The organism is Pseudonocardia sp. NPDC049154, assembly GCF_040648315.1.
GTDB lineage: Bacteria > Actinomycetota > Actinomycetes > Mycobacteriales > Pseudonocardiaceae > Pseudonocardia.
The window spans coordinates 1-10,437 of the sequence record NZ_JBEZDN010000192.1 but is presented as its reverse complement, the minus strand read 5'-3'; the positions used below and the strand labels follow the sequence as shown (position 1 = coordinate 10,437).

The window sequence follows — 10,437 nt, the reverse complement described above, 5'->3', positions numbered from 1 at the left end:
GGAATGCGGGTCGGCGGTTGCGGAACGACTAGAACCATCCCCGGCGGGATTGACACAAGCCGCACCGCGTGACCATTCCGTCAACACTTCCTCACTCGCGGGGTTACCGACGAGTATGTGAGACTGCCGCCATGCAGCGCGACATCTTCGACGCCGAACACGACGCGTTCCGCGACCTCGTCCGCACCTTCCTGGAGAAGGAGGTCGTCCCGCACCACGCGCAGTGGGAGTCCGACGGACAGGTCGACCGCGACATCTGGCTCTCCGCCGGCAAGGCCGGCCTGCTCGGCACCGACGTCCCCGAGGAGTTCGGCGGCGGCGGCACCCCCGACTTCCGCTACAACGCCGTGGCCCTCGAGGAGATCACCGCCGCCGGCACCAGCGGCCTGGGCTTCCCGCTGCACAACGACGTCGTCGCGCCCTACCTGCTGCGGCTCGCGAACGACGAGCAGAAGCAGCGCTGGCTCCCCGGCTTCTGCTCCGGCGAGATCATCACGGCCATCGGCATGACCGAGCCCGGCACCGGCTCGGACCTGCAGGGCATCGCCACCCACGCCAAGAAGGACGGCGAGGACTGGATCCTCAACGGCGCCAAGACCTTCATCACCAACGGCATCCTCGCCGACCTGGTGATCGTGGTGGCCAAGACCGACCCCGAGGCCGGGGCCCGTGGCTTCTCGCTGCTCTGCGTGGAGCGCGGCATGCCGGGCTTCGAGCGCGGCCGTCGGCTGGAGAAGGTCGGGATGAAGGCGCAGGACACGGCGGAGCTGAGCTTCACCGACGTCCGCGTGCCGGCCGCCAACGTCCTCGGCGAGGTGGGGCAGGGCTTCATCTACCTGATGCAGAACCTGGCCCAGGAGCGGCTGTCCATCGCCGTCGGTGCGGTGGCCGGCGCGGCGGCGGCGCTGAAGATGACGCTGGAGTACACGAAGGAGCGCAAGGCCTTCGGCCGCCCGGTCGCGACGTTCCAGAACACCCGCTTCGAGCTCGCCGAGATGGACACCGAGATCGACGTGACCCAGACCTACGTCGACCGGTGCCTCTCCGAGCACGTGGCCGGCAACCTCTCGGTCGCCGACGCCGCCAAGGCCAAGTGGTGGGCCACCGACCTGCAGAAGCGCGTGGTCGACCGGTGCCTGCAGTTGCACGGCGGCTACGGCTACATGATGGAGTACCCCATCGCGAAGGCCTTCGTCGACTCGCGCGTGCAGTCCATCTACGGCGGCACGAACGAGATCATGAAGGAGATCATCGGGCGGGCCCTGATCGGCTGAACCCGCGGGGACGGGGCCGACGTCAGGACGTCGCCGGTCGGCCCCGCGCGGGATGAGACGCGGGTGAACGGGTAGAAAACCCCCCATGGCCTTCCGGTTGACGCCGCAGGAGCGCGGCTTCTACCCGCTCTTCACCCGCGCCGCGGAGAACATCGCGGTCGCGGCGGACGAGCTCGCCGCGCTGGTGGAGGCACCGGCGCCCGAGCGCGCCGCGATCGCGAAGCGGGTGAAGGACGCCGAGAACGCGGGTGACGAGGTCACCCACGAGATCATGGTCAAGCTGAACTCGGTGTTCGTCACCCCGTTCGACCGCGAGGACATCTACCGGCTCGCCTCCTCCCTCGACGACGTCGTCGACGCCATCGAGGAGGCGGCGGACCGGATCGTGCTCTACCGGCTGGAGCGGCTCCCCGCGGGCATCGCGATGCAGGTCGACGTCCTGCGCCGGGCCGCGGCCGCCACCGCCGAGGCGATGCCGCGGCTGGAGAAGATGGCCCAGCTGCAGGACTTCTGGATCCACGTCAACTCCCTCGAGGACGAGGCCGACGAGGCCTACCACGCCGTGCTGGCCGGCCTCCTGTCCCCGGACGAGGCGATCACCGACCCGGCCGCGGTGCTCGAGGTGATCAAGCTCAAGGAGGTCGTGGACACCCTCGAGGAGGCCGCGGACGCCTTCGAGACGGTCGCCAACACCGTCGAGAGCATCGCGGTCAAGGAAGCCTGATGCTCCTCGCGGCGGTGATCGTCGTCATCGTGGTCGCGGTGGCGTTCGACTACACCAACGGCTTCCACGACGCCGCCAACGCCATCGCGACCTCGGTGGCCACCCGGGCCCTGTCCCCGCGGGTGGCGCTGCTGATGGCGGCCGTGATGAATCTGATCGGCGCCTTCCTCGGCACCGAGGTCGCGTCCACGGTGGGCAGCGGGATCATCGAGGCACCCCAGGGGCTGCCCGGTCTCGCGGTGGTGCTCGCCGCGCTGATCGGCGCGATCGTCTGGAACCTCGTCACGTGGTGGTTCGGCCTCCCCAGCTCGTCCTCGCACGCGCTGATCGGCGGGCTGGTGGGCGCGGCACTGGCCTCCGCGGGCCAGGTGAAGTGGGCCGGGGTCGTCGAGAAGGTCGTGATCCCGATGATCCTCTCGCCGGTCGTCGGGTTCGTGCTGGCCGGGCTCGTGATGATCGCGATCCTCTGGCTGTTCAAGGACACCCGGCCGATGCGGACCACGCGCGGCTTCCGGGTCGCGCAGACCGTCTCCGCGGCGGCGATGGCGCTGGGCCACGGGCTGCAGGACGCGCAGAAGACGATGGGCGTGATCGTGCTGGCCCTCGTCGTCGGCGGGTTCCACCAGGGCACCGAGGTGCCGTGGTGGGTAGTGCTGGTCTCCGCCGGCGCGCTGTCGCTGGGCACCTACGCCGGCGGCTGGCGCATCATGCGCACCCTCGGCCGCCGGATCATCGACCTGGACCCGCCGCGCGGGTTCGCGGCGGAGCTCACGGCCTCGTCGGTGCTCTACACCACGGCGTTCGTGTTCGCCGCGCCCATCTCCACCACCCAGACGATCACGTCGTCGATCCTGGGCGTCGGCGCCACCAAGCGGCTGTCGGCGGTGCGGTGGACGGTGGCCGGCAACATCGCGGTGGCGTGGGTGGTCACGCTCCCGGCGGCCGCCTTCTGCGCCGCCGTGGTGTACTGGCTGCTCCACATCATCTTCGTGCACTGAAATCTTCGTGCACCGACCTCGGGCCGTCGACCGGCGTCAGCCGAGCCCGGTCGCGGCCTTGAGCCGGGCCCGCTCGGCCTCGAGGTCGTAGTCCGGCGGCGGGAACTGCGGGGCCAGGTCGTCGAGGGTCTCGGCCAGCAGCGTGGCGACGGCCCAGTTCCGGTACCACTTGCGGTCCGACGGCACGACGTACCAGGGCGCCACGTCCGAGTCGCAGCGCTCGAGCGCCACGGCGTAGGCCTCCTGGTAGGCCGGCCACTTCTCGCGGGCGTCGAGGTCGCCCGGGTTGTACTTCCAGCGCTTCTGCGGGTCGTCGAGCCGAGCGAGCAGCCGCTCCGCCTGCTCCTCCGGCGAGATGTGCAACATGCACTTGAGGATCGTGACGCCCTGGTCGGCCAGCTCCCGCTCGAAGTCGGCGATCGCCTCGTAGCGGGCCTGCCAGACCTCCTCGGGCACGAGCCCGTCCACCCGGGCGACCAGCACGTCCTCGTAGTGCGAGCGGTCGAAGACGCCGATCCGCCCCGGCACCGGGACCTGCCGGCGGATCCGCCACAGGAAGTCGTGCGCGAGCTCCTCCTCGGTGGGGCGTTTGAACGAGGCGATGTGCACGCCCTGCGGGTTCACCATCCCGAGGACGTGCCGGATCGTCCCGCCCTTGCCCGAGGTGTCCATGCCCTGCAGGACGAGCAGGACCGCGCGCCGGCCGTCCGCCGTGCCCTCGGCGTACAGGGCCTCCTGGCGGGAGTCGAGCCGCGCGCCCAGGTCCTCCATCTCGAGCGCCGCGTCGGCCTTGTCGTGCGGGCCGATCGGGCGGCCGCGGGGGTCGAGCGCCGCCAGGTCGACGGGTCCGGACGGCACCCGGAAGGTCTCGCGCGCGGTCGCCATGGCGGCACCCTACGGCTTCCGGGCGGTACGGGCGCCGGGCGGCGCGATCACTCCCCGGCGGCCCGGCGCGGGGGCTCGGCCCCGAACGCGAGGTCGCGCCGGTCCATCGAGCCGACCACCACCTCGCGCAGCGCCTCCAGCACGCCGAGCGGGGCGGCGTCGGCCAGCGCGTAGAAGACGACCGATCCCTCACGGCGCACCGTCACGAGGTCCGCGTGCCGCAGCACGGCGAGATGGGAGGACAGGGTCGACGCGATCGCGCCGGTCCGGCCGCGCAGGTCCGCGACCGACCGCTCCCCCTCGGCCAGCAGCTGCAGGATCCAGATGCGGTCGGGGTGCGCCATCGCCTTGGCCACGTCGGCGAGGACCTGCCTCGAGTGCGCCGATCCCCGGTGCAGCTCCGGCGTCGGTTCGACCTGCGGGATCACCCTGGTACCTCTCCTCTTCGGACGGCCGGCACCGCCTCCGGCTCCCCGTGCCCCGGACACCCGGGACGGGTGAACGGTGCCGCAGGGTTCCCCTCCGGTCACGGAGGGAAACCGCCGTGTATAACGACCGATACGCCCCGGAATGTCGCACGGACACGGGGGAGCCGTTTCGGGGATTCACGAACAACGGAAGAACGTCCCGGTGAAGCAGCCCGCTGGGATTCGACTCGGGGGGACACCATGCCGAGCGGGATCCAGCGCCGACGTACGCATGCCCGGGAGAGGTCGGGGTCGAACTACGAGCGCAGGCGTGCCGAACTCATCGAGGCCGCCGCGCGGTGTTTCCGCACGCACGGATTCTCCGGGACCCACTTCGCGGAGGTCGCCACCGAGATCGGTCTCGACCGCGCGTCGCTCTACTACTACGTCGGCGGGAAACAGGAACTGTTCCGCGAGGTCGTGCAGGAGTCGTTCGTGCGGGCGGTCGACGACACCGAGGGGTTGCTGCGCTCCCCGGCCGGCGGTCCGGAGCGGGTCCGGGCGCTCGTGCAGCGACTGATCGCCGCCTGCGTCGACGGCTACCCTTTCCTGTCGGTCTACTACCAGGAGAACGTCGACCACGTGGCCTCGCAGGACCCGGGGTGGGCCGCCGAGATGCGCCGGCTCGAGGAACGCCAGGCCCGGGCCGTCGAGCAGATCGTGCAGGCCGGGCTCGACGACGGGACGCTCCGCTCGGCGGCCCCGGCGGACGTGGTGGCCCGCGGGATCCTGGGCTTCGTGCTCTCCACCTGCCGCTGGTACGAGCCCGGCCGGGCGGGCGACGACGGGGCGGCCACCGCGCAGGCCCTCGGCACCGCCTACGCCGACCTGCTGCTGGCCGGCCTGGCGGGCACCGCGCGGGCCGGCTGAGCCGCCCCGCGCGGGGTCAGCGGGTGCCGACCGGGACGACGAGCGGGGTGCCGGCGACGGGGTCGGTGATGACCTTGGCTTCCAGCCCGAAGACCTCGCGCAGCAGCGGCTCGGTGATCACGTCGGCCGGCCCGCCCTGCGCGACGATCCGGCCCGCCTTCATGGCCACGAGCCGGTCGGCGTAGCGCGCCGCCAGGTTGAGGTCGTGCAGGACCATGACGACCGTCCGGCCGCGCTCCTCGTGCAGCCGCTCCACGAGCTCCAGCACCTCCACCTGGTGGGCCAGGTCGAGGAAGGTCGTCGGCTCGTCGAGCAGCAGCAGGTCGGTGCCCTGCGCGAGCGCCATCGAGATCCAGGCGCGCTGCCGCTGGCCGCCGGACAGCTCGTCGACCGGCCGCTCGGCGAGGTCGGAGATGCCGGTCCAGGAGAGCGCCTCGGCCACGGCCTCCTCGTCGTCGCCCGACCACTGCCGGTACCAGGCCTGGTGCGGGTGCCGGCCGCGCGCGACGAGGTCGCCGACGGTGAGCCCCTCGGGCGCGGTGGGGGCCTGCGGCAACAGGCCCAGCACGGTCGCGACCTGCTTGGTGGGCATCTCGTCGATCTTCCGGCCGTCGAGCAGCACGTGCCCGCGGGTGGGCCTGAGCAGCCGCCCGAGGGCCCGCAGCAGGGTCGACTTGCCGCAGCCGTTCGGTCCGATCACCGCGGTGACCGTGCCCTGCAGGACGTCGAGGTCCAGGTCGTCGACCACGACGCGCTCGCCGTAGCCGAGCCGGACGCCCTCGGCGCGCAGCCGCACCCGAGTGCCGTCGGGCCCGGCGGGGGCCTGTGTGTCCTCCGCCAGGGCGGTCTCGGCGTTCGGTGTCATGCGCGGGCCTCCCGGCCTTGTGTGACGAGCAGGTAGAGCAGGTACGGGGCCCCGAGCACCGCGGTCACGACGCCGACGGGCAGCTCCACGCCGCCGAAGGCCGTGCGCGCCACGAGGTCGGCGATGACGGTCAGCGCGGCGCCGACCACCAGCGACGCGCCGATGGGCGGGCGCGAGGAGCCGACGAGCCGCTGGGCGATCTGCGGCGACACCAGCGCGACGAACGCGATCGGACCGGCCGAGGCGGTGGCCACGCCGGCCAGCACGACCGCGACCAGCAGCAACAGGCTCCGGGAGCGGTCCACCCGCACGCCGAGCCCGCGGGCGGTGTCGTCGCCGTACTGCAGCGCGCCCATCACGAAGGAGAGCACCAGCGCCGCCGGCACCAGGATCAGCAGGGCGATCCCGACGGGCACCACGTGCTCCCACCCGCGGGCGTTGAGGCTGCCGTTGATCCACACCGTGGCGCGCGCGGCCTCGTAGACCTGCGCCACGATCAGCAGCCAGTTCACGACGGCGACCAGCATCGCGTTGATGCCGATGCCGACCAGGACGAGGCGGAAGCCCTGGATGCCCTTCCGCCAGGCCAGGCCGTAGATCACGATCGCCGCGACCAGCCCGCCGATCAGCGCTGCGATCGGGAGCCCGACGGCGGCGAGCGCGCCGACCAGGCCGGCGCCGCCCAGCACGATCAGCGTGACGGCCGCGGCGCTCGCGCCCCAGGTGATGCCGATGATGTCCGGGCTGGCCAGCGGGTTCCGCGCGATGGACTGCATGATCGCACCGGACACCGCGAGCGCGCCGCCGACGAGCAGGCCGGTCAGCGACCGCGGGAGCCGCAGCTCCAGGACGATGAACTGCTGGCTCGGGTCGCCGCCGCCGACGAGCGTGGCGAGCACGTCCGGGATGCCGATCGGGAACTCGCCGCGGCCCACGTTGAGCGCCACCGCGAGCACCAGCACGACGAACGACGCCACGAGGACGAGCACGTTGCGCGGGCGCCAGACGCCCGAGACCGGTCCGCGGCGAAAGGGGCGGCGGCCGGGCACCCGCTCGAGGACCTCCCGCGCGGCCGGGTCCAGGGTGGGCTGCGTGGGTGCCGCCATCAGATCGTCACCAGCTTCCGGCGGCGTACGAGCGCGATGAAGAACGGCGCACCGATCAGGGCCAGGACGATGCCGACCTGGAGCTCCCCGGGCCGGGCGACGAGCCGGCCGACCACGTCCGCGGTGAGCAGCAGGACCGCGCCGAGCAGCCCGGACGCCGGCAGCAGCCACCGGTAGTCGGGCCCGGTGAACGCCCGGACGACGTGCGGCACCACCAGCCCCACGAAGCCGATCGGCCCGCAGGCGGCGGTGGCGCCGCCGGCGAGCAGGGTGATCGCGACGATCCCGAGCACCCGGGTGCGGCGCACGGACTGGCCGAGCGAGCGGGCCACGTCCTCGCCGAGGGACAGCGCGTTGAGCGCCGGCGCGGTGGCGAGCGCGATCAGCGCGCCGATCACGATGAACCACACGACCTGCCCGGCGACGGCGGTGTCACGCCCGGCGAGCGAGCCGACGTTCCAGAACCGGTAGGCGTCGAGCGTGTCGGTGTCGATCAGGATGATCGCCGAGACCAGGCCGCTGAGCAGGAACGACAGGGCCGCGCCCGCGAGGGCGAGGCTCACCGGTGTCGGACCGCCGCGGCCGCCCGCGGAGCCGAGCAGGAACACCGCCACGCTCGCGACCATCGCACCGGCGAACGCGAACCAGACGTAGCCGAACAGCGTGGTCACGCCGAACACGTAGATCCCGACGACCACGAAGAACGCCGCGCCCATGTTCACGCCCAGCAGGCCGGGGTCGGCGAGCGGGTTGCGCGTGTGCCCCTGGATCAGGGCGCCCGCCAGCCCGAGCGCGACGCCGACCAGCACGCCCAGGACGGTGCGCGGGACCCGCAGCGAGCGGATCACGATGTCGTCCTCCGTGCCCGTCGGCGCGAACAGCGCGCTCCACACGTGCGACAGCGGGATGACCTTCGTGCCGAACGCGATGCTCGCCAGCACCGCCAGGACGAGGAGCACGAGGAGCGCGCCGAGGCCGATCAACCGGCGACGTCGCAGGGACCGCTTCGGCCGGGCGCGTCCGCGCCCTCCCGCGGTCGGCACCACCGGCGCCGATCCGACCGTCACTACTCGCCCTCCCGTTTCTCCGGACAGGTGAGGCACACCTGGCCGTGAGCACAGGGTCACCACAGTGCGGGGTACCTCAGTCGTGGTGAGGCTATCCTTAGCCCGTCCGTGCGAAAACCCCTGGCGCCGTTCCCGTCGATCACACCCGTGTGCATCGGTGCTGCTGGAAGGTCCGGCGGAGGTGCCGGCGCCGCCGGCCGCGGGGTGCTGGGATGGGCGGGTGCGCCGACTGCTGCCGCGGGATCCCGCGCCCGCCGACCCCACCGAGCTCGCCCCGGAGTACCTGCCGGAGGTCTACGCCTACCCGCCGGACCCGGGCCGGCCGTGGGTCCGGGTCAACTTCGTGTCCAGCCTGGACGGCGCCGTGTCGGTCGACGGGCGGTCGGGCGGCCTGGGCACGCCCGCGGACAAGGCGGTGTTCGGCACCCTGCGCCGGCTCGCCGACGTCGTGCTCGTCGGTGCCGGGACCGCGCGGGCCGAGGGCTACCGCGGCGCCCGGAGGCCCACGATCGGCCGGGACACTCCCCCGCCGATCGCCGTCGTCACCGGGTCGGCCGGCCTCGACCCCTCCCTCGGGCTGTTCACGGACACGTTCGTCCCGACCATCGTGCTCACCACCGCCGCGGCCCCGGCCGAGCGGCGGGCCGTGCTGCGCGAGGCCGGCGCCGACGTCGTCGCGCTGCCGGACCTGGACCCGGCCACCCTGCTCGGCGAGCTGGAGCGGCGCGGGCTGCGGCGGGTGCTCTGCGAGGGCGGCCCGGGGCTGCACGGCGACCTGATCGCCGCCGGCGCCGTCGACGAGCTCTGCCTCACCCTCTCCCCGCTGCTCGCCGCGGGCGACGCCGGCCGCATCGCCCACGGGCCGGCCGGCCGGCCCCCCGAGGGGATGGCGCTCGCGTCGGTCCTCGAGGAGGACGGCACGCTCCTGCTGCGCTACGTCCGGGCGGCGACATGAGGGCGACAATCCGCCGATCGGGTGACGTGGCGTGAGGGTGCGGGGGTCCGGTCCGTCGGATGCTGTGTACGGCGCCGGACACCGGCGCACCCCACGGTTCTCCGAGGAGTACGCATGAGCAGCAGCACCGGCAGCACCACCGGCGGCGTCCCCGCCGCCGCCACCTCGTCGACCTCGGCAAGCGCGGGCACCGCGGGCAGCCCGGGCCGGCTGGCCGAGGAGACCGCGCAGGGCAAGACCACGATCGCCGCGTCGGTCGTCCAGAAGATCGCGGGCATCGCGGCGCGGGAGATCTCCGGCGTCCACTCCATGGGCGGCGGTGTCTCCCGCGCGTTCGGCGCGATCCGCGAGCGGATCCCCGGCGGCGGCACCGGCGCCTCGAACGTCGCGGGCGTGCAGGTCGAGGTGGGCGAGAAGCAGGCCGCGGTCGACCTGGACATCGTCGTCGAGTACGGCGCGTCCATCGTCGACCTCGCCCGCGCCGTGCGGCGCAACGTGATCACCGCGGTGGAGCGCATGACCGGCCTCGAGGTGATCGAGGTCAACATCGCGGTCAACGACATCCACCTGCCCGAGGAGGACGGCCCCGAGGCCCCGCCCGTGCCGGCCACGCCGGCGCCGTCGCGCGTCGAGTGACCGGCGCAGGGACGAGCGGCTCGCGGGCGGCCGACGACGAGCTGGCCCGCCGGGTCGCGGAGCTGGTCGCCGCGCACCCCGCGGTCGTCCGGCTCGACGGCGGGATCTTCGGCGCCGTCGCCACGTACCTGCCGGGGCACCGGCTCGTCGGCGTCCGGGTCGACGAGCACGGCGGGCCGGTCGAGGTCGCCGTCGTGCTGTCCCTCGCCGCGCCGATCCCCGAGGTCGTGGCCCAGCTACGGGCCCGGGTGGCGGCGGTGGCGGGCGGGCGCCCGGTCGACGTCACCGTGTCCGACGTCGTGGCCGGGCCCGACCCGCGGGGCGGACCGGTCACCCCGGTGGAGATCGGCCCGTGAGCGAGGGGGCCTCCGACCCGGAGACGTGGACGCGCGAGGAACGGGCGGCCTACCGCGCGTTCGTCCGCGACCACCACCCGGACCGCGGCGGGGACCCCGAGGCCTTCGTGGAGGGCCTCGCCCGCCTCCGGGCGGGCCGCGCCGCCCCCGCCCCCGGGTCGGGGGACGCCCCGCGCGAACACCAACCCGTCGTGTTCGGACCCGGACTGCCCCGCGGGCGGCGGGTGGGGGGCG

At 73.5% G+C, this 10,437-nt stretch carries 12 protein-coding genes and 1 pseudogene; 8 read left to right on the top strand and 5 right to left on the bottom strand.

Translation table 11 applies throughout. From position 1 onward, the window contains the following. The first annotated feature begins 131 nt into the window (after positions 1–131). The 3 genes from AB0B41_RS41255 to AB0B41_RS41245 all read left to right on the top strand — a co-directional run bounded on the left by AB0B41_RS41255 (position 132) and on the right by AB0B41_RS41245 (position 2,996). Positions 132–1,274: an acyl-CoA dehydrogenase family protein gene (locus AB0B41_RS41255; RefSeq protein WP_358212483.1), complete on the top strand. Its 1,143-nt coding sequence runs from the start codon at positions 132–134 to the stop codon at positions 1,272–1,274. 85 nt (positions 1,275–1,359) lie between these two features. Continuing rightward, positions 1,360–1,998, top strand: a complete 639-nt coding sequence (locus AB0B41_RS41250) for a DUF47 family protein (RefSeq protein ID WP_358212482.1) — start codon at positions 1,360–1,362, stop codon at positions 1,996–1,998. Beyond that, a complete protein-coding gene (locus AB0B41_RS41245; protein ID WP_358212481.1) occupies positions 1,998–2,996 on the top strand; it encodes an inorganic phosphate transporter in 999 nt (332 codons plus the stop codon). Before AB0B41_RS41250 ends, AB0B41_RS41245 begins: the two co-directional genes overlap by 1 nt. Before the next feature lie 36 nt (positions 2,997–3,032). Here AB0B41_RS41245 and AB0B41_RS41240 read toward each other — a convergent pair whose 3' ends face one another. Together AB0B41_RS41240 and AB0B41_RS41235 are read right to left on the bottom strand one after the other, a co-directional pair. After that, complete coding sequence (locus AB0B41_RS41240; RefSeq protein WP_358212480.1) at positions 3,033–3,881, bottom strand: polyphosphate kinase 2 family protein; 849 nt, start codon at positions 3,879–3,881, stop codon at positions 3,033–3,035. Between the two features lie 47 nt (positions 3,882–3,928). Next, the gene (locus AB0B41_RS41235; protein WP_358212479.1) at positions 3,929–4,309 is read right to left on the bottom strand and encodes a metalloregulator ArsR/SmtB family transcription factor; all 381 of its coding nucleotides are present in this window, start codon (positions 4,307–4,309) and stop codon (positions 3,929–3,931) included. Positions 4,310–4,549: 240 nt separating this feature from the next. Between AB0B41_RS41235 and AB0B41_RS41230 the strand changes: the two genes are divergently transcribed. After that, complete coding sequence (locus AB0B41_RS41230) at positions 4,550–5,218, top strand: TetR/AcrR family transcriptional regulator (protein ID WP_358212478.1); 669 nt, start codon at positions 4,550–4,552, stop codon at positions 5,216–5,218. Between the two features lie 16 nt (positions 5,219–5,234). On the opposite strand, the gene AB0B41_RS41225 is transcribed toward AB0B41_RS41230, so the two are convergent. From AB0B41_RS41225 to AB0B41_RS41215, 3 genes are read right to left on the bottom strand one after another with little or no spacing between them, the layout of a single operon-like run. Then, positions 5,235–6,083, bottom strand: coding sequence for an ABC transporter ATP-binding protein (locus AB0B41_RS41225; protein ID WP_358212477.1), 849 nt, complete (start codon positions 6,081–6,083; stop codon positions 5,235–5,237). Beyond that, entirely contained in the window at positions 6,080–7,189 is a 1,110-nt protein-coding gene (locus AB0B41_RS41220) for an iron chelate uptake ABC transporter family permease subunit (RefSeq protein ID WP_358212476.1), read from the bottom strand. Before AB0B41_RS41220 ends, AB0B41_RS41225 begins: the two co-directional genes overlap by 4 nt. Then, complete coding sequence (locus AB0B41_RS41215) at positions 7,189–8,232, bottom strand: iron chelate uptake ABC transporter family permease subunit (protein ID WP_358212484.1); 1,044 nt, start codon at positions 8,230–8,232, stop codon at positions 7,189–7,191. Before AB0B41_RS41215 ends, AB0B41_RS41220 begins: the two co-directional genes overlap by 1 nt. A 244-nt stretch (positions 8,233–8,476) precedes the next feature. On the opposite strand from AB0B41_RS41215, the gene AB0B41_RS41210 reads away from it, so the two are divergent. From AB0B41_RS41210 to AB0B41_RS41195, 4 genes and pseudogenes are all read left to right on the top strand, one after another. Further along, positions 8,477–9,211, top strand: coding sequence for a pyrimidine reductase family protein (locus AB0B41_RS41210; RefSeq protein ID WP_358212475.1), 735 nt, complete (start codon positions 8,477–8,479; stop codon positions 9,209–9,211). A 114-nt stretch (positions 9,212–9,325) separates the two neighbouring features. Then, complete coding sequence (locus AB0B41_RS41205) at positions 9,326–9,847, top strand: Asp23/Gls24 family envelope stress response protein (RefSeq protein WP_358212474.1); 522 nt, start codon at positions 9,326–9,328, stop codon at positions 9,845–9,847. Continuing rightward, on the top strand, positions 9,844–10,203 hold the full coding sequence (locus tag AB0B41_RS41200; protein ID WP_358212473.1) for a hypothetical protein: 360 nt from the start codon (positions 9,844–9,846) through the stop codon (positions 10,201–10,203). The genes AB0B41_RS41205 and AB0B41_RS41200 overlap by 4 nt, the downstream gene beginning before the upstream one ends. Continuing rightward, positions 10,200–10,437: pseudogene (locus tag AB0B41_RS41195) on the top strand (hypothetical protein); the annotation flags it as partial. The gene AB0B41_RS41200 and the pseudogene AB0B41_RS41195, both read left to right, overlap by 4 nt.

Excerpts from the sequence above, each read along its gene's own strand:
- AB0B41_RS41220 (WP_358212476.1), bottom strand. The coding sequence starts at position 7,189 with ATGGCGGCACCCACGCAGCCCACCCTGGACCCGGCCGCGCGGGAGGTC.
- AB0B41_RS41250 (WP_358212482.1), top strand. The coding sequence starts at position 1,360 with ATGGCCTTCCGGTTGACGCCGCAGGAGCGCGGCTTCTACCCGCTCTTC.
- AB0B41_RS41245 (WP_358212481.1), top strand. The coding sequence starts at position 1,998 with ATGCTCCTCGCGGCGGTGATCGTCGTCATCGTGGTCGCGGTGGCGTTC.
- AB0B41_RS41225 (WP_358212477.1), bottom strand. The coding sequence starts at position 6,083 with ATGACACCGAACGCCGAGACCGCCCTGGCGGAGGACACACAGGCCCCC.
- AB0B41_RS41230 (WP_358212478.1), top strand. The coding sequence starts at position 4,550 with ATGCCGAGCGGGATCCAGCGCCGACGTACGCATGCCCGGGAGAGGTCG.
- AB0B41_RS41205 (WP_358212474.1), top strand. The coding sequence starts at position 9,326 with ATGAGCAGCAGCACCGGCAGCACCACCGGCGGCGTCCCCGCCGCCGCC.
- AB0B41_RS41255 (WP_358212483.1), top strand. The coding sequence starts at position 132 with ATGCAGCGCGACATCTTCGACGCCGAACACGACGCGTTCCGCGACCTC.
- AB0B41_RS41240 (WP_358212480.1), bottom strand. The coding sequence starts at position 3,881 with ATGGCGACCGCGCGCGAGACCTTCCGGGTGCCGTCCGGACCCGTCGAC.